Origin of the sequence: Pollutimonas harenae (genome assembly GCF_004153685.1) — a bacterium.
Classification (GTDB): Bacteria; Pseudomonadota; Gammaproteobacteria; order Burkholderiales; family Burkholderiaceae_B; genus Pusillimonas_C; species Pusillimonas_C harenae.
Genome location: NZ_SDQD01000003.1, coordinates 112,317 through 133,175 on the forward strand (window position 1 = coordinate 112,317; position 20,859 = coordinate 133,175).

19 protein-coding genes are annotated in these 20,859 nt (G+C 56.6%); 9 read left to right on the forward strand and 10 right to left on the reverse strand.

Annotated elements, in window-relative coordinates; genetic code table 11:
* Positions 1–24: 24 nt before the first annotated feature.
* Positions 25–792 carry a sulfite exporter TauE/SafE family protein gene (locus ERD84_RS13250; protein ID WP_130040148.1) on the reverse strand — a complete coding sequence of 256 codons (768 nt, stop codon included), beginning with the start codon at positions 790–792 and terminating at the stop codon, positions 25–27.
* Positions 793–939: 147 nt separating this feature from the next.
* On the opposite strand from ERD84_RS13250, the gene ERD84_RS13255 reads away from it, so the two are divergent.
* Positions 940–1,827: a LysR family transcriptional regulator gene (locus tag ERD84_RS13255; protein ID WP_130040149.1), complete on the forward strand. Its 888-nt coding sequence runs from the start codon at positions 940–942 to the stop codon at positions 1,825–1,827.
* A 92-nt stretch (positions 1,828–1,919) separates the two neighbouring features.
* Here the strand turns inward: ERD84_RS13255 and gltA are convergent, their stop codons facing one another.
* From gltA to ERD84_RS13290, 7 genes are all read right to left on the reverse strand, one after another.
* Positions 1,920–3,224, reverse strand: a complete 1,305-nt coding sequence (gltA, locus tag ERD84_RS13260; protein ID WP_130040150.1) for a citrate synthase — start codon at positions 3,222–3,224, stop codon at positions 1,920–1,922.
* 18 nt (positions 3,225–3,242) lie between these two features.
* A complete protein-coding gene (locus ERD84_RS13265; RefSeq protein ID WP_130040151.1) occupies positions 3,243–3,503 on the reverse strand; it encodes a succinate dehydrogenase assembly factor 2 in 261 nt (86 codons plus the stop codon).
* A 15-nt stretch (positions 3,504–3,518) separates the two neighbouring features.
* Complete coding sequence (locus ERD84_RS13270) at positions 3,519–4,235, reverse strand: succinate dehydrogenase iron-sulfur subunit (protein WP_130040152.1); 717 nt, start codon at positions 4,233–4,235, stop codon at positions 3,519–3,521.
* A gap of 13 nt (positions 4,236–4,248) precedes the next feature.
* Positions 4,249–6,024: a succinate dehydrogenase flavoprotein subunit gene (gene sdhA / locus ERD84_RS13275; protein WP_130040153.1), complete on the reverse strand. Its 1,776-nt coding sequence runs from the start codon at positions 6,022–6,024 to the stop codon at positions 4,249–4,251.
* Positions 6,025–6,027: 3 nt separating this feature from the next.
* On the reverse strand, positions 6,028–6,408 hold the full coding sequence (sdhD, locus tag ERD84_RS13280; protein WP_130040154.1) for a succinate dehydrogenase, hydrophobic membrane anchor protein: 381 nt from the start codon (positions 6,406–6,408) through the stop codon (positions 6,028–6,030).
* Positions 6,408–6,821 (reverse strand): succinate dehydrogenase, cytochrome b556 subunit, encoded by a 414-nt coding sequence (sdhC, locus tag ERD84_RS13285; protein ID WP_130040155.1) that lies wholly within the window; start codon positions 6,819–6,821, stop codon positions 6,408–6,410. The genes sdhD and sdhC overlap by 1 nt, the downstream gene beginning before the upstream one ends.
* A 95-nt stretch (positions 6,822–6,916) precedes the next feature.
* Entirely contained in the window at positions 6,917–7,687 is a 771-nt protein-coding gene (locus ERD84_RS13290; protein ID WP_130040156.1) for a GntR family transcriptional regulator, read from the reverse strand.
* Positions 7,688–7,983: 296 nt separating this feature from the next.
* Between ERD84_RS13290 and ERD84_RS13295 the strand changes: the two genes are divergently transcribed.
* A complete protein-coding gene (locus ERD84_RS13295; RefSeq protein WP_130040157.1) occupies positions 7,984–8,973 on the forward strand; it encodes a malate dehydrogenase in 990 nt (329 codons plus the stop codon).
* Positions 8,974–9,053: 80 nt separating this feature from the next.
* Here ERD84_RS13295 and ERD84_RS13300 read toward each other — a convergent pair whose 3' ends face one another.
* The gene (locus tag ERD84_RS13300) at positions 9,054–10,013 is read right to left on the reverse strand and encodes a 3-hydroxyacyl-CoA dehydrogenase family protein (protein WP_130040158.1); all 960 of its coding nucleotides are present in this window, start codon (positions 10,011–10,013) and stop codon (positions 9,054–9,056) included.
* Between the two features lie 101 nt (positions 10,014–10,114).
* A complete protein-coding gene (prpR, locus tag ERD84_RS13305; RefSeq protein ID WP_130040159.1) occupies positions 10,115–12,061 on the reverse strand; it encodes a propionate catabolism operon regulatory protein PrpR in 1,947 nt (648 codons plus the stop codon).
* 246 nt (positions 12,062–12,307) lie between these two features.
* On the opposite strand from prpR, the gene prpB reads away from it, so the two are divergent.
* The 7 genes from prpB (at position 12,308) to ERD84_RS13340 (ending at position 20,755) form a co-directional block, all read left to right on the forward strand.
* Positions 12,308–13,210 (forward strand): methylisocitrate lyase, encoded by a 903-nt coding sequence (gene prpB, locus ERD84_RS13310; protein WP_130040160.1) that lies wholly within the window; start codon positions 12,308–12,310, stop codon positions 13,208–13,210.
* 19 nt (positions 13,211–13,229) lie between these two features.
* On the forward strand, positions 13,230–14,387 hold the full coding sequence (gene prpC, locus ERD84_RS13315) for a bifunctional 2-methylcitrate synthase/citrate synthase (RefSeq protein WP_130040161.1): 1,158 nt from the start codon (positions 13,230–13,232) through the stop codon (positions 14,385–14,387).
* 6 nt (positions 14,388–14,393) lie between these two features.
* Positions 14,394–16,988 carry a Fe/S-dependent 2-methylisocitrate dehydratase AcnD gene (gene acnD, locus ERD84_RS13320; protein ID WP_130040162.1) on the forward strand — a complete coding sequence of 865 codons (2,595 nt, stop codon included), beginning with the start codon at positions 14,394–14,396 and terminating at the stop codon, positions 16,986–16,988.
* 23 nt (positions 16,989–17,011) lie between these two features.
* Positions 17,012–18,208, forward strand: coding sequence for a 2-methylaconitate cis-trans isomerase PrpF (gene prpF / locus ERD84_RS13325; protein WP_130040163.1), 1,197 nt, complete (start codon positions 17,012–17,014; stop codon positions 18,206–18,208).
* Between the two features lie 292 nt (positions 18,209–18,500).
* Positions 18,501–19,943: a bifunctional 2-methylcitrate dehydratase/aconitate hydratase gene (locus ERD84_RS13330; RefSeq protein WP_130040164.1), complete on the forward strand. Its 1,443-nt coding sequence runs from the start codon at positions 18,501–18,503 to the stop codon at positions 19,941–19,943.
* A 102-nt stretch (positions 19,944–20,045) separates the two neighbouring features.
* Positions 20,046–20,441: a hypothetical protein gene (locus ERD84_RS13335; protein ID WP_130040165.1), complete on the forward strand. Its 396-nt coding sequence runs from the start codon at positions 20,046–20,048 to the stop codon at positions 20,439–20,441.
* Positions 20,442–20,479: 38 nt separating this feature from the next.
* Entirely contained in the window at positions 20,480–20,755 is a 276-nt protein-coding gene (locus ERD84_RS13340) for a GNAT family N-acetyltransferase (RefSeq protein ID WP_130040166.1), read from the forward strand.
* The last annotated feature ends 104 nt before the right edge of the window (positions 20,756–20,859 follow it).

Sequence of the window (20,859 nt, forward strand, 5' to 3'; positions counted from 1 at the left end):
TATTGGTGCTGATGCCCCCCTGCCCTATAACAGCCCTTTAAGCGCTAGGTACACCCCTACAATAACCAGGCTGACCAGGAAACAGCGCCGGAAGACGGCCGGAGCCAGCGATTGACGCAGCCGTTGCCCGGCCCCCATGCCTATCAGCGCCGGCACCAGCATGACCAACGACGTGCCCACCGCACCTAGCGAATAGCTATCGTTCAACCATAAGCCCGTAGCCAGAGCCACCGTGGACACAGTGAACGAGACCCCCATGGCCTGGATCAGCTCATCGCGAGTCAGACCCAAGGATTGCAGATAAGGTACGGCTGGCACGACAAACACCCCAGTTGCCGCCGTAATAAAACCGGTCAGAATACCCACGAGCGGGCCCAGCCATTTTTCGATGCGTGCTGGAGTGGTAAAAGGCTTACCAAACAGCGCCCACGCCGAATAGACGATCAGGGCCACACCCAGCGACACCGCCGCCCATGCTCCGGCGGGCGCACCCAATAACACCGCTCCAGCCAGCGTGCCTGCGGCTACGCCCCATTGCATGCCGCCTATACGACGTAGCATATGAGCAAGCGTATGAAATGGCCGGGTTTGCCACACATTGGTGACCAAAGAGGGAATCACCAGCAAGGCGGCAGCTTGGGCGGGGATCATGAAGATGGACAGTAAGGCCATCGAAATTGTCGGAAGCCCGAGCCCCACAATCCCTTTAACCAGGCCTGCCAGGACAAACACGGCAGTCACCAGCAAGAACGACCACAAAGTGTAGTCATCGAACATTTCGATCAACGGCATCCATAACTCCAAACGAGGTTGTGCGGCAATAGGAAAAGGACTATGACTATTCTGACGCCTGACCAGACTAAGGAAAATACGGCATTATCTAAGCCAGACTCAGGATCAACCTGAGCCTGTTCTTGAGCTGCATGCTATGATTTTTTTATGCGCTTCGACGTCACCGACCTACGCCTGTTCTTGAACATCCACGAGGCGGGAACCATTACCGATGGCGCCCAGCGGTCCCACATAACACTGGCTTCTGCCAGTGAGCGGGTCAAAGGCATGGAAGAAGCTATAGGGGTAGCGCTACTGCTACGCGGCCGCCGGGGTGTGCAACTTACGCCGGCCGGCCGGACACTACTGCATCATGCTCGTTCCGTATTGCAACAGGTAGACCGCATGCGGGGTGAACTCGACCTGTACGGCCAGGGACTGAAGGGGCATGTGCGCCTGCTGTGCAATACCGCTGCACTAAGCGAATACTTACCCGACATTCTTGGCGGCTTTCTGGCCCAGTACCCACAGATCTCAGTCGACCTGGAAGAAAGGATGAGTTACGACATTGCCGATGCCATACGCAGCGGCATTGCCGACATTGGTATTGTGGCTGATTCGGTCGATTTGCAAGGACTGGAAACCCACACTTTTCTTTCCGATCCCCTGACACTGATTGTCCCCATGAATCACGAGCTCGCGCAGCGTAAATCTGTCAGCTTTGCCGAAGTGATCCACCATGACTTTATTGGCTTGACCGAGGGCAGCGCACTGCAAGAGCATATTGCGCATCATGCCCGCAAGGCTGGCAAGCATCTGGGCTATCGGATTCGTCTGCGTAGCCTGGATGCAACGTGCCGGATGGTGGGTCAGGGTATCGGCATAGGCATAGTCCCCAAGGCCACCGCCACACGCCTGGCCAGAACGGCACGAATTAAACAAATACCCCTGGCCGATACTTGGGCCCGCCGGGATCTAGTGCTATGCGTGCGCCCCGCCAATGAGCTGCCGGTTTATGTCCGCCAAATGATGAACTTCATTCTGAGCGCACACTAAATCTGATCTGCTTTACGTTGCCAACCGGCCTCTCAGATAAAAAAAGGCGGAGCGCCCTGTAAGCGCCCCGCCCTTGTCCTGCTCAGGCTGAATTAGCGCTGAGTGGGTACGTCGCGAACCTGCGAGCCGGTGTATAGCTGACGCGGACGGCCGATCTTGTAATCGGGGTCGGACAGCATTTCGCTCCATTGAGCGATCCAGCCCACCGTACGCGCCAAGGCAAAGATGGCAGTAAACAATGAGGTCGGGATGCCAATGGCACGCTGAACAATACCCGAATAGAAGTCAACGTTCGGATACAGTTTGCGTTCGACGAAATACGGATCTTCGAGAGCGATGCGTTCGAGTTCCATGGCCAGCTTGAACAAAGGATCATTCTCGAGACCCAGTGCCGACAGCACTTCTTTGCAGGTTTCCTGCATGAGCTTGGCGCGTGGGTCATAGTTCTTGTAGACGCGATGACCAAAACCCATCAGGCGTACGCCGGAAGTTTTGTCTTTGACCTTTTCCATGAACTCGCCGACTTTGGCAACACCGCCATTGGCCTGTAACTCTTCGAGCATCTGCAGGCAAGCTTCGTTGGCGCCGCCATGGGCCGGGCCCCACAAGCAACCTACGCCTGCGGCAATAGCTGCAAACGGATTGGTGCCCGACGAGCCGCACAGACGCACGGTAGAAGTGGATGCATTTTGTTCGTGATCGGCGTGCAGAATGAATATACGATCAAGCGCGCGTTCCACGACTTCGTTGACTTTATAGTCTTCGCAAGGCGTGGCGAACATCATGTGCAGGAAATTGCCGGTGTACGACAGGTCGTTCTTTGGATAGATGTAAGGCTGGCCCAAAGAGTGCTTGTATGCCATGGCCACCAGGGTCGGCATCTTGGCAATGAGGCGAATAGCCGATACATGGCGATGATGCGGATTGGTGATGTCGGTAGAGTCGTGATAGAAAGCAGACAGCGCGCCCACCAGGCCCGTCAATACAGCCATGGGATGCGCATCGCGGCGAAAGCCTTGCATGAAGATGCGCATCTGCTCGTGCACCATCGTATGGTTGGTGACCAGAGAATCAAACTCTGTTTTCTGGGCACCATCGGGCAAGTCGCCGTTCAGGATCAAATAACAAATATCCAGAAAATCGCAATTCTGCGCCAGCTGATCGATAGGGTAGCCGCGATAAAGCAGCTGGCCCTTGTCACCATCGATATAGGTAATGCCCGACTCGCATGCAGCGGTCGACATAAAGCCGGGGTCGTAGGTAAACATACCGCTCTGGCCATACAACTTGCGGATATCGATGACATCAGGACCGACGGAGCCCTGATACACAGGGAACTCTATCGGCGCGCTACCATCCGAGAACGATAGCGTGGCTTTTTTATCTGACAATTGCATCACATTCTTCCTTAAAAATTACAGCTTCTGCATTTGTTCGACCAGTCTGTGAATATCCGGCGTGTCGTACACGCCGGACAGCGTTGTTCTGGCCAGCAATACATCAAGCAACTCGTTATCACCCATCTCGAAAAGCAAAGACAAGGCAGAAACATCGGTATCGGTCAGCTCGGTTTCGTACTCATCCAGAAACCGGGTGATGATCAGGTCATTTTCGAGCAGACCACGGCGCGCTCGCCAGCGCAGGCGTGCGCGCTCAAGCTCTGATAACTTGCTCATCAGCAGCCCAGGAACTTATATTGCACGACGAACCAGCATTTCTTTGATCTTGCCGATGGCATGGGATGGGTTCAACCCCTTCGGACAGACATCAGCGCAGTTCATGATGGTGTGGCAACGGAACAAGCGGTAAGGATCCTCGAGGTTGTCGAGACGCTCGCCAGTAGCCTCGTCGCGGCTGTCAGCAATAAAGCGATATGCCTGCAGAAGGCCAGCCGGGCCAACGAATTTGTCGGGGTTCCACCAGAAAGATGGGCAGGCGGTCGAGCAACAAGCGCACAGAATGCACTCGTAGAGACCATCGAGCTCTTCGCGCGCCTCGGGCGTTTGCAGACGCTCTTTTTCGGGTGGCGGCTGATCGTTGATCAGGAAAGGCTTGATCGAATGATACTGATTAAAGAAATGCGTCATGTCGACAATCAGGTCGCGCACGACAGGCAGACCTGGCAGCGGCTTGAGCACGATAGGCTCTTTGAGCTCGAGCAGATTTGTGGTGCAGGCCAGGCCGTTCTTGCCATTGATGTTCATGGCGTCGGAGCCGCAGACCCCCTCACGGCAGGAGCGGCGCAGTGCCAGGCTGTCGTCGACATCGTTCTTGATGCGGATGATGGCGTCGAGCAGCATCTTGTCGGTAGGCTGGAGCTCGACTTCGAGCTTCTGCATGTATGGACGCTCGTCCTTGTCGGGATCGTAGCGATAGATTTCAAATTTGACGATACGTTTTTGGCTCATTTCGATATCCTGCTTAGAAGGTCCGCGCTTTGGGCGGGAAGCTGTCTACGGTAAGCGGCTTCATGGTGACCGGCTTGTATTCGAGACGGCTGCCTTCGGAGAACCACAAGGTATGACGCAACCAGTTTTCGTCGTCACGCTCGGGGTGATCGCTGAGTGCGTGTGCACCGCGGCTTTCAGTGCGATTGGCTGCCGACTTGGTCGTTGCCTTGGCCACTTCAATCATGTTGGAGACTTCAAGCGCCTCGACACGAGCCGTATTGAAGACTTTGGATTTATCCTTGAAGTAGATATTGTCTACTTGCTGGGCAACACCCTCGATGGAATCGACACCCTTGGCCAACAGGTCAAGCGTGCGGAATACGCCGCAATGGTGCTGCATGGACATGCGCATGGCATTGGCGACATCTTGCGTTTTCTCGCCGGAAGTGCGCGACTCGATCTTGTTGACGCGATCGAGCGAGTAGTCGATGGCCGACTCGGGTATGGGCTGATGAGCGTGCTGCTTCTCGGGGTGCGTGCCCACAATGTGATTGCCCGCTGAACGACCAAACACAATGAGGTCGAGCAAGGAGTTTGTGCCCAGGCGGTTGGCGCCGTGAACGGAGGTCGCCGCACATTCTCCGATGGCATACAAACCATTGACTGGCGTGGTTTCGCCATTGGCGTAACTGACCACCTGGCCATAAATGTTGGTGGGTATGCCGCCCATTTGATAATGGATCGTGGGCACAACCGGGATGGGATCCTTGATGGGATCGACGTTGGCAAACTTGATGGCAATTTCACGGATGGACGGCAGACGTTTCTGGATGGTTTCAGCCCCCAGATGATCAAGCTTGAGCACGACATAGCTGCCGTCGCCGCAACCACGGCCTTCTTTGATTTCCTGGTCCATGGAGCGCGATACGAAGTCGCGCGGCGCCAGGTCTTTGAGCGTGGGCGCATAGCGCTCCATGAAGCGCTCGCCGTCTTTATTAAGCAGAATACCGCCCTCGCCTCGCACACCTTCGGTGATGAGCACGCCCGCACCGGCTACGCCTGTGGGGTGGAACTGCCAGAACTCGAGATCCTGCAAAGGCAGCCCGGCACGCGCGGCCATGCCCAGGCCGTCTCCGGTATTGATGAAAGCATTGGTAGACGCTGCCCAGATACGGCCAGCTCCGCCGGTCGCCAGGACTGTCTGCTTGGCTTCGAGGACATAGATTTCGCCGGTTTCCATTTCGAGCGCAGTGACGCCCAGGACGTCACCTGCCTCGTTGCGCAGCAAGTCGAGAGCCATCCATTCAACAAAGAACTGCGTACGGGCCGCAACGTTGCGCTGATACAGCGTATGCAACATGGCATGGCCGGTACGGTCGGCGGCGGCACAGGCGCGCTGGACCGGTTTTTCGCCGAAGTTGGCCGTATGGCCACCGAATGGGCGCTGATAAATCGTGCCATCGGCGTTGCGGTCGAACGGCATACCGAAATGCTCGAGCTCGTAGACGGCATTGGGCGCTTCGCGACACATGAATTCAATGGCGTCCTGGTCGCCGAGCCAGTCGGAACCTTTGACGGTATCGTACATATGCCAATACCAGTTGTCTTCGCTCATGTTGCCCAGGGAAGCGCTGACGCCGCCCTGTGCCGCCACCGTATGCGAACGCGTGGGGAAGACTTTGGACAAGACCGCGACCGACAAGCCGGCCTGCGCCAGTTGCAATGAGCAACGCATGCCGGACCCACCGGCGCCTACGACCACCACATCAAACTGGCGGCGGGGTAAGGAATTTTTGACAGCAGCCACGGCTTATAAACTCCAGAGAATTTTTGCGAAATAGACAAGGGCACCGACCAACCACAACAAGGTCAGAACCTGCAGAAACAGGCGCAGGCCAGCCGCACGAACGTAGTCCATCCAGATGTCGCGTACGCCTATCCAGGCATGCCAGGCCAGCGAGATGAAGGCCAGCGTCGCCAGCATTTGTCCCAGAGGCAGATTCAGGCAGGTGAACGTGAACAAGCCACGCCAGCCTTCGTAGTTGAGCTCGGGCGTGAACAGGATGCCCACAAGCAGCACCAGGGTGTAAACAGCCATGATGATGGCGGTAACCCGTTGTGCAAGGAAATCGAGCGTGCCGTAATGTGCGCCTACGACGTGACGCCGTACACCAATACGTTCTTGAGCCATTACCACACCCCAAATAATTTAAGACCAAACACCAGGGTCAGCGCCAGGCTGACACCAAACACCACACCTGCCGTCTTTTGGGCCGTATGCTTGTCATTACCAATGTGCAAGTCGAGCACAAGATAACGAATGCCTGCGCAGAAATGATGCAGATAACCCCAGATGAGGACCAGCAAGACCAGCTTGCACAAGGGGTTGGCTACCCAGGCCTGTATGCTGGCAAAGCTTTCGGGCGAGCCCACGCTAAGCGCGAACAGCGGCAAAATAACCAGCGGAATACAGAGAAACAACAAGGCGCCGCTGACGCGGTGCATGATGGATGATTTTCCTGCCAGGGGCAGATGGTAGCTCAGGATCTGCGGTACGCTGAGATTGCGATACTGCGGACGCGGCTTTGAAGCTGAATCGGACATGATGGCCTCGAGTTAAACAAAATAATTTATTGCAAAGCGCTACGAGCATTTTCGCCGATTTAAGGCTGATCCACCAAATCGACGAAAAGACCCTTTTAATTCAAACTGTTTCGATAATGGAACCGTTCTGTTACGTATAACCCCCTGCGCACTTCCATGGGACGATCACCATACGTGTACGAGACACGTTCGACCTGGAGCAAGGCATTGCCCGGCTCGACTTGCAGCAGTTGTGCGGCTTCGGCACCCGCATTGACGGCGCGGATCTTTTCGTCGGCCCGCACCATGCTGACACCAAATTCGGATTCGAACCAGGCATATAGCGGACCCTTGTAGCTGGCCAGGGTTTCGGCGGTAAGTCCGCGAAACACTGCAGCGGGCAGCCAGATGTCATCAAGGATAGTGGGAACCTGGTCAAAGGACAGCAGACGACGAATATTGACCGCCATGTCTGGGCTTCGAAGCTCAAGCAAAGCCGCTATATCGGCTGGCGCCTTGACCCGCTGGCAGCCAAGGATTTGGCTACCGGACACCGCCTGCTTGCCATCATCGGAGGTCAGGCGCAAAAAACGGAAGCGCACCTTGGCCTCGTGGTGCGTGGCCACAAAAGTACCTTTGCCTTGTCGTCGCAGCAGGAGGTTTTCGGCGGCCAGCTCGTCGATAGCCTTGCGCACCGTACCTTGGCTGACCTGAAAGCGCGCAGCCAGCTCGAGCTCGCTGGGTATGGCTTCGCCCGGCTTCCAGTCGCCTCTGTCGAGGCTTTGCAGCAGCAAGCCCTTGATCTGCTGGTATAACGGGCTGAACGCAGCGCTGCTGGCAGCACGTTCAGCGACCTGACCACGATCAGTTAGGGGAGCGTCAGACATTAGAAAACTTTTATAGGATGGCAAATAGCGCAGCGTGAAAAATGCTTGTGAAACGCCCGCTATTTTCGCATGCTTGGAGGTTTCTGTCTAACACTCTTATATAAGATATAAGATTTGACTGGAAGCTGGTTTTTAGATACGCTACCGCGTTGTGCCACAGCGCCGCTGCTTGCGGCACAAGCGCGTCCTGATCCCTGCATGGCTATCGCCAGCCGCATATAGACCGCCCTCAAAAGAATTACACTGTCTGTTGTCTCTTCACTCATTCATTTTCAACATCTACCGGGAGATAGTTCATGTCCAAACCCGCTATGCGTGTCGCCGTTACCGGCGCTGCCGGCCAAATCGGCTACGCCCTGCTATTCCGCATCGCCTCAGGCGAAATGCTCGGCAAGGATCAGCCCGTCATCCTTCAACTACTTGAAATTCCCGACGAAAAAGCCCAGAAAGCGCTGAAAGGCGTAATGATGGAACTGGACGATTGCGCCTTCCCCTTGTTGGCCGGCATGACGGCACACAGCGACGCGCGCGAAGCGTTCAAAGATGCCGACGTAGCATTGCTGGTAGGAGCCCGTCCCCGTGGCCCCGGCATGGAACGCAAAGATTTGCTGCAGGTGAACGCACAAATCTTTACTGCCCAAGGCAAAGCGTTGAATGACGTGGCCAGCCGTAATGTAAAAGTGCTGGTGGTCGGTAACCCCGCCAACACCAACGCCTATATCGCCATGAAGTCCGCCCCCGACCTGCCCGCGAAGAATTTCACTGCCATGTTGCGCCTGGACCATAACCGCGCCCTGTCACAGCTGTCCGCCAAATCAGGCAAACCCGTTGCCGACATCGAAAAACTCATCGTCTGGGGCAACCATTCGCCCACCATGTATCCCGACACCCGCTTTGCCACTGTAGGCGGCGAAAGCCTTGACGGCCTGATCAATGACGAGGCCTGGAACCGCGATACCTTTATCCCTACCGTCGGCAAACGCGGCGCCGCCATCATTGATGCGCGCGGCCTGTCCTCGGCCGCTTCAGCCGCCAACGCGGCAATCGACCATGTACACGACTGGATTCTGGGTTCGAACGGAAAATGGGTCACCATGGGCATACCCTCCGACGGTTCCTATGGCATCCCCGAAGGTATCATCTACGGCGTACCTGTCACGACCGCGAATGGCGAATACACCCGCATCGAAGGCCTGGAAATCGATGCCTTCTCGCGCGAGCGCATGGACTTCACCCTGAAGGAGCTGCTTGAAGAGCGCGACGGCGTTCAAGACCTGCTGAAGTAAGCAGTTCAAACAAGCCACTCAAAAAAAACCTGGATTCGGCATAACGCCGAATCCAGGTTTTTTTGTCTGGACAACGCGGATCAGGGCTCGATGGGCGGCAGGTCTTCGGCAAGAATGCGCAGGCTGGCCTGCAGCGCACGGGTATAGCGCTGTTTTTCAATGGCAATGCGTTGCTCATCCCAGACATAAAACCCCTGTCCAGTCTTCATGCCCAGATGCCCCGCCTTGGGCTTATCTGCAAGTACCGCGGGCGGCACCGCCGCATTCGACAAGGAGGGATAAATCGTAGCCGCCGCCGCAGCATGCACATCGAGGCCCGCATGCTCCTTCTGCATCACAGGACCTGCAGCCAGATAGCGAAAACCGAAACCAAATCGCACAGCGGCATCGATATCTTCCGGCGTCGCTATTCCTTCCTGAATCAGGGAAAAGGCTTCGCGACCCAAGGCATGCTGCAAACGATTGCCTATGAATCCGGGCACATCTTTGCGCACCAGAATAGGCACAGACCCACAACGCTTCATGAATGTACTCAGGGCGTCAGCGGCAACGCGGTCTGTGGCGCTGCCCAACACCACCTCAACCAAAGGAACGATATGGGCAGGCATGAAGAAATGCAAACCCATCATGCGCTCTTGAGTAGGTAATCCTTGCGCAATCTGACTGATCGGGAAGCTGGAACTGTTACTGGTCAACAAGGCATGGGCGGGCGCCTTCTCGGCCAGGGCCTTGAACAAATCACGCTTGATTTGCAGCGACTCGGGTACGCACTCGATCACCAGGCCGACCTCTTGCCAGGCAATATCATCTATCGACACAACCACATCCAGCAGGCTGATGTGATCACCACGATCGATGGCCTGCAGGTTCTCTGCGACCTTCTTGCATAGGCCGGCATGCAAAGCCTGCGCGGGCTCAACAATGATGGTTTTACTGCGGGCGCGCAGCAAAACAACTGCCACATCCGCACCCATGGTGCCACCACCCACCACCACCGATCGGGTGGCACTGGGCGCCCCCAGCCATTGTTCCTGTTTCATGTCTTCAAGCCCCTCTTTTTTCCGTTCAAGTCGAAATCATACGTGAGCCATGACACCATGGCTCACACCAGCCTGGCACACGGCCACCCTGTGAACAAAAATCATGGTTTCAACTCATTCAACCGCCTGAGCTTGCGCCATAAAGTCGTGCGACTGATACCCAATCGTTCCGCGGCAAGCTCCCGATTGCCGCCGCACTCATTCAGCACATCGCGCAGGAGCATCAGTTCCGCCTCTGCGCGGCTGCTGCGCAAGGCCTGCGACGGCTTGGCGTCGCGCAAAGAGAAAAGTTCGGGTGCAATTTCTTGCAACGCCTCCCGCGTAACGGGACCACCCATCCGCAACGGCTCATGAAACACCATGGTCCGTTCTATCAGGTTCTCGAGCTCACGAATATTTCCCGGCCAGTCATACCCCTGCGCCGCCTCTACCAGCACGTTTATCAGCCCTTCGTCGGCCAATTTCCGATTGTTCAAACGGGTGGCGATCTTGTCGGCGAGATGGCTGGCCAGCATGGGCAAGTCAGCCAGCCGCGCTCTTAATGGAGGCAAATGCACCAGCAGGATATTCAACCGGTAATAGAGATCCTGGCGAAATTCGCCCTGGGCCACCTGCTGCTCCATATTGCGATGGGTGGCGGCAATCACCCGCACATCCACGGGAGTAGGCTCGGTGGCACCGACGCGCAGCACCTCCTTTTCCTGCAGCACCCGCAGCAAGCGGGTTTGCAGCGGCAACGGCATGTCGCCGATCTCATCAAGAAAAATCGTACCCGTATGCGCCGCTTCGAACAGGCCAACCTTGCCACCGCGGCTGGACCCGGTAAACGCGCCATCCACATAGCCGAACAGCTCGCTTTCCAGCAAGGTCTCAGGAAAGGCAGCACAATTGATGGCCACAAAGGGCTGCGATTGGCGTGCGCTGGCATTGTGTATGCCCTGCGCCAGCAACTCCTTACCCGTGCCGCTCTCGCCTACGATCAGGACGGTTGCACTGCTTTGCGCGCAGGTCCGGGCTCGTTGCCTGACTCGCTGCAGCGCCTCGCTTTGCCCTATCAAGTTGGACAATCCATACCGGGCATGACGCGAGCCGGGCTGGGCACGTGATCGCAAGCTGCGGTCCAGGCGCTGGATGGCGATCGGATCCTGGCAAATCAGCACTGCGCCGGTCTGCCGACCTTGCTCGACGATGGGCATGCGCGTGACGACAACCGTCTTGCCGTTGACCTGCTGGACCTGCTCGACGACGGCCTCGCCGGTACGCAAGGTGCCGGCAAGACTCAGCTCGCTGCGCACGTCTCCCAGCCGCTGACCAATAAGCTGCGCGGCCGACAGGCCGATAATGGATTCCATTTCGGGATTGATCGTTTCTATGCGTTCATCAAGGTTTACCGCGACGACGCCGTCCTTGAGATGCCCTAATATCGTGCTGAGTTTCTCGCGTTTTGCCGCTTCCAGGCGGGCAATACGCGCAACTTCAACAGCGCCCTCCATGGCTTCGCGCACAGCACCGCGCGAATACAGCAAAACTCCTTCCAGGCCGTAGGATCGTGCCAGATCAACCACCAGCCCGGGAGCGACCACAGCCTCAGTCCCCGAGGCGGCCAACTCCTGCACACAGGCTTCCGCCTCTTCTTCAGTGGTGTAGGAGCGCAGATCGACTTGCAGGGAAAATCGCTCGTTGAAATGGGCCAGCTCGGACGGCACTTCGCCATATGTGACCACAGCAAGCCGCTGCGCCTTGCCCGAAGCGCGCGCAAGCCCCTGCATGACATCAAAGCCCCCAGGCTTGACCAATACGACAGGCAAATCCAGGTGCTCTCGCAAAAAACTGCCATTGGAACCGGCGGACACCACCGCATCCACACCACCCGCCTGCCTGAGATGGGCAATGCTTTCCACCGCGTCGCCGTATGCCTTATCCAGAATCACGACTTCTGCCAGGGAACTGTAGCCGGGAGCCAGCTCTTCGAGCAAGGCGCGCAAGCCAAGAAAACCAACCGCCGCAATACGCAGCCGAGAGCCCCCTAGAGCAGGAAAAAATGCCATATCCACCTCAATTATTTCAGAATCAATGAAACATGAAACGTTATTATTTCATATTTGAAACAACATGCCATTTATTCGTAAAAAACTTTCCCCTGACAGTCATGGAATTTCCTTTTTGCTACTATCACTTAGCGAATATCCTGGTGTTGAGCGCAAGATCAGGATAACTGGCATGCTTATTGCTTTAATCCTGTCATTCGCCAATGGCTACGCCATTACTCCATCACTGAACAGAGAGGTCCCTACGTGCCTACTACTTCCCAACCCACCTCAGCCGGCGCATCGTTTCGCCAAGCCTTGAAAGAAGAGCGTCCACTACAAATTATTGGTGCCATCAACGCGAATCATGCGCTGCTGGCCAAGCGGGCAGGCTATAAAGCCATTTATCTGTCTGGCGGCGGTGTTGCCGCAGGTTCGTTGGGCTTGCCCGATCTGGGCATCAATACGCTGGACGATGTACTGACCGACATACGACGCATTACTGACGTGTGCGATGTGCCTCTGGTGGTAGACATCGATACCGGTTTTGGCCCTTCGGCATTCAATATCGCCCGCAGCATCAAGAGCCTGATCAAGTTCGGTGCAGCCGCCTGTCACATTGAAGATCAGGTTGGCGCCAAGCGCTGCGGCCACCGCCCAGGAAAAGAAATCGTGACTGCCCAGGAAATGGTTGACCGCGTCAAGGCCGCGGTAGATGCACGTACCGACAGCAATTTCTTCCTCATCGCGCGTACCGACGCTATTGCTGTCGAAGGCGTAGACGCCGCCCTGGAACGCGCCGCGGCCTGCGTCGAAGCCGGTGCGGACGCCATCTTCGCCGAAGCCTCTTACGATCTGGCCACTTTCGAACGCTTTTCCAAAGCCTTGAATGTGCCAGTGCTGGCCAATATTACCGAGTTTGGCAAGACGCCTTTATTCACCGTTGATGAACTCGAATCAGCCGGGGTCGGCATGGTACTGTATCCGCTGTCAGCCTTCCGCGCGATGAACAAAGCAGCCGAAACGGTATACGAAGCCATACGCCGCGACGGCCACCAGAAAAATGTTGTCGACATGATGCAAACCCGAGACGAGCTTTATGATCGCATCGGTTACCACGAATTTGAATCCCGACTCGATGCCCTGTTCCAGCAAGGCAAATCGAAATAACCTTTTCAGGAGTTGCGACATGGCAAACGCCGAAACACAAGAAAACAAGCCCAAAGTCAAAAAATCCGTAGCATTGTCCGGTGTGGTGGCTGGCAACACAGCCCTGTGCACCGTTGGACGCAGCGGCAACGACCTGCATTACCGAGGCTACGACATCCTTGACCTGGCTGAAACCAGCGAATTCGAGGAGATCGCCCACTTGCTGATACACGGCAAGCTGCCCAACAAGTCGGAACTGAACGCATACAAAGAAAAGCTGCGCAAACTGCGTGGTCTTCCCGCTCAACTCCAAAGCGCCCTTGAAGCCCTGCCCGCTGCCAGCCATCCCATGGATGTCATGCGCACGGCCGTCTCGGTGCTCGGCTGCATCCTGCCCGAGAAAGACGACCACAACCTGCCCGATGCACGCGACATCGCAGATCGCCTGATGGCCAATCTGGGCTCGGCGCTACTGTACTGGTACCACTATAGCCACAATGGCCACTACATCGACGTGCAAACCGACGACGACAGCATAGGCGGCCACTTCCTGCATCTGCTGCACGGTAAAAAGCCCAGCGATGAATGGGTTCGTGCCATGCACACGTCGCTGATTCTGTATGCGGAGCATGAGTTCAATGCATCCACCTTTACCAGCCGTGTGATTGCCGGCACCGGCTCCGATATGTACTCTGCCATTACGGGCGGAATCGGCGCCTTGCGCGGCCCCAAGCATGGTGGCGCAAACGAAGTTGCCTTCGAAATCCAGAAGCGCTATGAAACGCCTGATGAAGCCGAGGCCGACATTCGTCGTCGCGTGGAAAACAAAGAAGTCGTGATTGGCTTCGGACACCCGGTCTACACGGTTTCCGATCCACGCAATAAAGTCATCAAGGAAGTCGCCCGCAAGCTGTCCAAAAAGCAGCAGAACACCAAGATGTACGAAATCGCAGAGCGCCTGGAAGAAGTCATGTGGGACGCCAAGAAAATGTTCCCCAACCTCGACTGGTTTTCGGCGGTGTCTTACCACATGATGGGCGTGCCTACGTCCATGTTCACACCTTTGTTCGTAATTGCCCGTACAGCAGGCTGGTCAGCCCACATCATCGAGCAGCGCATCGATAACAAAATCATTCGCCCGACCGCCAATTATGTCGGCCCGGAAGATCAGAAGTTCGTTCCACTGGACAAACGCTAGACCGTCATGAACACTGCATACCGCAAACCCCTGCCCGGCACCAAGCTGGATTACTTCGACACGCGCGCAGCGGTCGAAGCCATTCAGCCTGGTGCTTACGCCACCCTGCCTTACACCTCGCGCGTATTGGCCGAAAATCTGGTCCGCCGCTGCGATCCCGATACCCTCACGGCATCGCTGCAACAGCTCATTGAACGCAAACGCGACCTGGATTTTCCGTGGTTCCCCGCCCGCGTCGTCTGCCACGACATTCTTGGACAGACTGCGCTGGTTGACTTGGCCGGCCTGCGCGAGGCCATCGCCCAGCAAGGCGGTGATCCAGCGCAAGTCAACCCGGTAGTCCCCACCCAATTGATTGTCGATCACTCGCTGGCCGTTGAGCATGGCGGTTTCGACAAAGATGCTTTCGCCAAGAACCGTGCCATCGAAGACCGTCGCAACGACGATCGCTTTCACTTCATCAACTGGACCAAGAAAGCGTTCAAGAATGTCGACGTGATCCCACCAGGCAACGGCATCATGCACCAGATCAACCTCGAGCGCATGTCGCCGGTCATTCACGCCCGTGATGGCATAGCGTTCCCCGACACCCTGGTTGGCACCGACAGCCACACACCGCACGTAGACGCACTGGGCGTCATCGCCATCGGCGTAGGCGGCCTGGAAGCCGAAAGCGTGATGCTGGGCCGTGCTTCGTGGATGCGCCTGCCCGACATCATCGGCGTCGAGCTGACCGGCAAGCTGCAGCCCGGCATTACCGCCACCGATCTGGTGCTGGCCCTGACCGAATTCCTGCGCAGCCAGAAAGTCGTCTCGTCTTATCTGGAATTCTATGGCGAAGGCGCAGCCCGACTGACGCTGGGCGACCGCGCAACCATTTCCAACATGACGCCTGAATACGGCGCCACTGCCGCCCTATTCTATATCGATCAGCAAACCATCGATTACCTGAAACTGACGGGCCGCGACGACGAACAAGTCAAATTGGTGGAAAACTACGCCAAGCTGACCGGACTATGGGCCGACAGCCTGGAAACGGCTCAATACGAGCGCGTGCTCAAGTTCGACTTGTCTTCCGTCACACGCAATATTGCCGGCCCCTCCAATCCGCACCGTCGCGTACCTACATCCGAGCTGGCCGGGCGCGGTATTTCCGGCGTGGTGGAGAACGAACCCGGCCTGATGCCCGATGGCGCTGTCATCATCGCTGCCATCACCAGTTGCACCAACACCAGCAATCCGCGCAACGTGATTGCCGCTGGCCTGCTGGCGCGCAATGCCAATGCGCGTGGCCTGACTCGCAAGCCGTGGGTCAAGTCTTCGCTGGCCCCCGGCTCCAAGGCAGTGCAACTGTACCTGGAAGATGCAAAACTGCTGCCCGAACTCGAGCAGCTGGGCTTTGGCATTGTGGGCTTTGCCTGCACGACCTGTAATGGCATGAGCGGCGCGCTTGATCCCAAGATCCAGCAAGAAGTGGTTGAGCGCGACCTGTATGCGACGGCGGTACTGTCTGGCAACCGTAACTTCGACGGGCGCATCCATCCTTACGCCAAGCAGGCTTTCCTGGCCTCGCCACCTCTGGTGGTTGCCTATGCCATTGCCGGAACCATCCGCTTCGATATCGAGAAAGATATTCTGGGCACGGATCAAGACGGCAAGCCTGTTACGCTAAAGGACATCTGGCCCACCGACGAAGAGATCGATGCCATCGTGGCAGCCAGTGTCAAGCCTGAGCAGTTCCGTATGGTTTACGAGCCTATGTTTGCTGCCAGCGTCGCCCAGGGCGAAGCGCTCAATCCCTTGTACGAATGGCGTCCGCAAAGCACATATATTCGTTGCCCTCCCTATTGGGAAGGCGCTCTGGCAGGCGAACGCACGCTCAAGGGCATGCGTCCCCTGGCCGTGTTGGGCGACAACATCACGACTGACCATTTATCACCCTCGAACGCCATTTTGGCAAGCAGCGCAGCGGGCGAATACCTGGCCAAGATGGGCTTGCCAGAAGAAGACTTCAACTCGTATGCCACCCACCGGGGTGACCACCTGACCGCTCAGCGCGCTACCTTTGCCAACCCCAAGCTCCTGAACGAAATGGTGCAGGAAAATGGGCAAGTCAAGCAAGGCTCGCTGGCGCGTATCGAACCAGACGGCAAAGTCGTTCGCATGTGGGAAGCCATCGAAACCTATATGGAGCGCAAGCAACCACTGATCATTGTGGCGGGCGCCGACTATGGGCAAGGCTCTTCACGCGACTGGGCCGCCAAGGGTGTGCGCCTGGCGGGTGTAGAGGCGATTGCCGCCGAAGGCTTTGAGCGCATACACCGCACCAACCTGGTGGGTATGGGTGTGCTGCCGCTGGAATTCAAGTCCGGCACCAACCGCAACACACTCAATATCGACGGCACTGAAACCTACGATGTATTAGGCAAGCCGACCCCACTGGCTACGCTGACTCTGGTCATCAATCGTCAGAATGGCGAGCGCGTCGAGGTGCCTGTCACTTGTCGTCTGGACACAGCCGAAGAAGTTTCAATTTATGAAGCCGGCGGTGTGTTGCAGCGTTTTGCCCAGGACTTCATCGAATCGGCAACAGCCAATTAAGGAAAGTAGAAAAAGGAACATCCATGGCACACCAGGCCCAGATCAAGATACCCGCCACGTATATGCGCGGCGGCACCAGCAAAGGCGTTTTTTTCCGACTGCAAGACCTGCCGGAAGCCGCGCAAGTTCCCGGTGCCGTCCGCGATGCGTTGCTGCTGCGAGTGATTGGCAGCCCCGATCCCTACGGCAAGCACACCGATGGTATGGGTGGCGCCACGTCCAGCACCAGCAAAACGGTCATCCTGTCCAAAAGCAGCCGTCCCGATCACGATATTGATTATCTTTTCGGCCAGGTTTCCATCGACAAGCCGTTTATCGACTGGAGCGGGAACTGTGGCAATCTGTCTGCGGCCGTGGGGCCTTTCGCCATCGGCAACGGACTGGTAGACAGCAGCCGCATTCCCCAGGACGGCGTTGCCACGGTACGTGTCTGGCAAGCCAATATCGGCAAAACGATTATTGCGCATGTACCCATGACGCAGGGTGCAGTGCAAGAAACCGGCGATTTTGTGCTCGATGGGGTGACCTTCCCTGCCGCAGAAGTTCAGCTTGAGTTCATGGATCCGGCCGCCGAAGAGGACGGCGCCGGCGGCGCCATGTTCCCCACGGGAAATCTGGTCGACGACCTGGAGGTTCCGGGGGTGGGTACCCTGAAGGCAACCATGATCAATGCGGGAATCCCGACCGTTTTTGTCAATGCCAGTGACATCGGCTACACGGGCCTGGAGCTGCAGGAAGCCATCAATGGCGATGACAAGGCCCTGGCGATGTTCGAAACCATCAGAGCTCATGGCGCGTTGCGCATGGGTCTTATCTCTGATCTGAGCGAAGCCGGTAAGCGCCAGCATACGCCCAAGGTGGCTTTCGTCGGCAAGCCGGCCAATTACACGGCGTCCAGTGGCAAGCCGGTTGCTGGTGCAGACATTGATCTGGTGGTGCGCGCCTTGTCCATGGGCAAGCTGCATCACGCAATGATGGGAACGGCGGCGGTCGCCATCGGAACCGCCGCAGCCATTCCTGGTACGCTGGTCAATCTGGCGGCGGGTGGCAAAGAACGTCAGGCGGTCACTTTTGGCCATCCTTCGGGTACTTTGCGGGTCGGCGCCGAGGCGGTGCAAGATGGCAACGACTGGAAGGTGAAGAAGGCCATCATGAGCCGCAGTGCACGGGTGCTGATGGAAGGATGGGTGCGGGTGCCCGGAGAGGTGATTCAGGGCTGACCCTTGCTTGTTGTAGAGCTAGCGCTACGACCCCGGTTATGCCGGGGTTTTTTTATGAGGGCCGATCTGGTCGGGGTTATCGTTTTCCTGGGAAGCCTTTTTGTTCTTAACTCAGGCTGTTGTAGCGGGTAGCCCTAGCCGGAACAGCGCCTGTTCACGGGCCTTTCTCAAGAAACCAAAAACAAAGCCGCCCACCAGATACAACCATAAAGCACCAATGGCCTTATTGGCTTCGCATCTGACCAGAGCGTATAGTGGTTACAGCCAACCACCCATACCTGGAGCCCTTGTCATGTCTTCAGCCTCCCGCCCTGAATGGGACCAAGTCATGGTCGACATCGTCGACTATGCCCTGCAATACAACATTACCTCCCCACTCGCCTACGACACCGCCCGCCACTGCCTCATCGATACCCTGGGTTGCGGCCTCGAAGCGCTCGAGTATCCGGCCTGCACCAAACTGCTAGGCCCCATCGTAGACGGCACAGTCGTACCCAACGGTGCCAAAGTACCCGGTACGCAGTTCCAGCTTGATCCGGTCAAAGCGGCTTTCGATATCGGCTCAATAGTCCGTTGGCTTGACTTTAACGACACCTGGTTAGCGGCCGAGTGGGGCCATCCCTCAGACAATCTGGGTGCCATATTGGCAACGGCCGACTGGCTTTCGCGCTCTGCCGTCGCTGCCGGCAAGCCACCCCTGACAATGCGCGACGTGCTGACTGCCATGATCAAAGCACACGAAATTCAGGGTTGCATTGCACTCGAAAATTCATTCAACAAGGTCGGTCTTGATCACGTCGTATTGGTCAAAGTAGCATCAACAGCCGTTGTTTCACTCATGCTGGGCCTGAGCCGGCAAGAAACGCTCAATGCCGTTTCACTGGCCTGGGTAGATGGACAAAGTCTGCGCACCTATCGTCATGCTCCCAATACAGGCAGCCGCAAAAGCTGGGCGGCAGGAGACGCCACCAGCCGTGCAGTACGTCTGGCCCTCATGGCCAAGACGGGCGAGATGGGCTATCCGTCTGCTTTGTCGGCGCCCACCTGGGGTTTCTACGACGTGTCGTTCAAAGGACAACCCTTCCGGTTCCAGCGTCCTTATGGCAGCTATGTCATGGAAAACATACTGTTCAAGATTTCCTTCCCGGCTGAGTTTCATTCTCAGACCGCCGTCGAATGCGCCATGGCTCTCCATCAGAAACTGATTCAGGCAGGAAAGAGCAGCGCCGACATCCGAAAGATCACCATTCGTACCCACGAGGCCTGCATCCGCATCATTGACAAAAAAGGGCCGCTGAATAATCCGGCAGACCGTGATCACTGCATACAATACATGGTGGCGGTACCCCTGATCTTTGGTCGTCTGACGGCAGCCGACTACGAAGATGACATCGCCGCGGATACTCGCATCGACGCTTTGCGCGAAAAGATCATCTGTACCGAAGACCCCACCTTTACCGCCAGTTACCACAACCCCGAAGAGCGTTCAATCGCCAATGCGCTCACTGTTGAGCTGAATGACGGAACAATCATGGACGAGGTGGTGTGCGAGTATCCGATCGGCCACAAACGTCGTCGCAACGAGGGTATACCGCTGCTGGAGGCCAAGTTCCGCAAAAATCTGTCACGCCGCTTTCCGGCCGAACAACAGCAACGGATACTCGATGCATCCATGGGCCAGCAGGTTCTGGAACGCATGCCGGTTCAAGAATATGTCGATTTGTACGTAGCATGAGGCAAGCAAGGCAAGCTCGTCTGCTTTAAAGGTGCACTCCAGAAAATGTACCGGCAGGTACCGGTACAATCGGGTAATTGATAATGCTCTACTACCCGATAAATGTTTGACAACCTTGCCTTCTATGCCCTGCCGTTTTCCTTTACGCTGCTGGTTGCCTGTTTCCTGACAACAGTCGTGTCGGCGGGCGTACTGTTTCTTTTTCGGCTGCGCATCACCAATCAGACCTTGCGTCACCCTTATCTGGACAAGTTCCCATGGGCACGCTTTCCATTGAGCATCAAAGCAGCCATTTTGCTGGACTATTTCTTGCGTCTGAGCTTTCCCAAATCCAAATTCTGGATTATTCGTGACGCTAACCAGCGCCTGGCTCATGTGCAACCCGCCGACGTCTCCATCCATATCAAATGGCCTCTGGTCGGCTTATGGGGTGGCTGCTTTGTCGGCCTGGCCTCCATGCTGGTGCTATGGGCCTTGATCCTCCTGAAAATGGCCTGATTTCAACAAATATTCTTTATCTCCAGGACTTTCACACTATGAGCCGCGCTGTACAACACGATCAAGCCGCACAACGCTTTGAATGGGTCGAAGACGGGGTATCCTGCGAGCTGGTATACGAGCTTCAGAATGGCGTCATGTCGATACTGCACACAGGTGTGCCCGAAGCGGTAGGCGGGCGCGGCATTGCTGCCGATCTGGCCCAGGCCGCTCTCGAAGCCGCCAACGACCATGGCTGGCTCGTACGGCCAGTTTGCTCCTATGTAGCCGCCTACATCCAGAAAAATCCACAATATCAGCCGTTACTTGCCTGATTTGCACTGGACAAAGCTTTTAAACAAATCGTGGCATGCCTATTGCTTGCATGTTTTCCCTTTAAAGCTACAGTGCCGCCCCTCAAGTCTTATATAAGATATAA

Excerpts from the sequence above, each read along its gene's own strand:
- ERD84_RS13250 (WP_130040148.1), bottom strand. The coding sequence starts at position 792 with ATGCCGTTGATCGAAATGTTCGATGACTACACTTTGTGGTCGTTCTTG.
- ERD84_RS13255 (WP_130040149.1), top strand. The coding sequence starts at position 940 with ATGCGCTTCGACGTCACCGACCTACGCCTGTTCTTGAACATCCACGAG.
- gltA (WP_130040150.1), bottom strand. The coding sequence starts at position 3,224 with ATGCAATTGTCAGATAAAAAAGCCACGCTATCGTTCTCGGATGGTAGC.
- ERD84_RS13265 (WP_130040151.1), bottom strand. The coding sequence starts at position 3,503 with ATGAGCAAGTTATCAGAGCTTGAGCGCGCACGCCTGCGCTGGCGAGCG.
- ERD84_RS13270 (WP_130040152.1), bottom strand. The coding sequence starts at position 4,235 with ATGAGCCAAAAACGTATCGTCAAATTTGAAATCTATCGCTACGATCCC.
- sdhD (WP_130040154.1), bottom strand. The coding sequence starts at position 6,408 with ATGGCTCAAGAACGTATTGGTGTACGGCGTCACGTCGTAGGCGCACAT.
- sdhC (WP_130040155.1), bottom strand. The coding sequence starts at position 6,821 with ATGTCCGATTCAGCTTCAAAGCCGCGTCCGCAGTATCGCAATCTCAGC.
- ERD84_RS13290 (WP_130040156.1), bottom strand. The coding sequence starts at position 7,687 with ATGTCTGACGCTCCCCTAACTGATCGTGGTCAGGTCGCTGAACGTGCT.
- ERD84_RS13295 (WP_130040157.1), top strand. The coding sequence starts at position 7,984 with ATGTCCAAACCCGCTATGCGTGTCGCCGTTACCGGCGCTGCCGGCCAA.
- ERD84_RS13300 (WP_130040158.1), bottom strand. The coding sequence starts at position 10,013 with ATGAAACAGGAACAATGGCTGGGGGCGCCCAGTGCCACCCGATCGGTG.
- prpR (WP_130040159.1), bottom strand. The coding sequence starts at position 12,061 with ATGGCATTTTTTCCTGCTCTAGGGGGCTCTCGGCTGCGTATTGCGGCG.
- prpC (WP_130040161.1), top strand. The coding sequence starts at position 13,230 with ATGGCAAACGCCGAAACACAAGAAAACAAGCCCAAAGTCAAAAAATCC.
- acnD (WP_130040162.1), top strand. The coding sequence starts at position 14,394 with ATGAACACTGCATACCGCAAACCCCTGCCCGGCACCAAGCTGGATTAC.
- prpF (WP_130040163.1), top strand. The coding sequence starts at position 17,012 with ATGGCACACCAGGCCCAGATCAAGATACCCGCCACGTATATGCGCGGC.
- ERD84_RS13330 (WP_130040164.1), top strand. The coding sequence starts at position 18,501 with ATGTCTTCAGCCTCCCGCCCTGAATGGGACCAAGTCATGGTCGACATC.
- ERD84_RS13335 (WP_130040165.1), top strand. The coding sequence starts at position 20,046 with ATGTTTGACAACCTTGCCTTCTATGCCCTGCCGTTTTCCTTTACGCTG.
- ERD84_RS13340 (WP_130040166.1), top strand. The coding sequence starts at position 20,480 with ATGAGCCGCGCTGTACAACACGATCAAGCCGCACAACGCTTTGAATGG.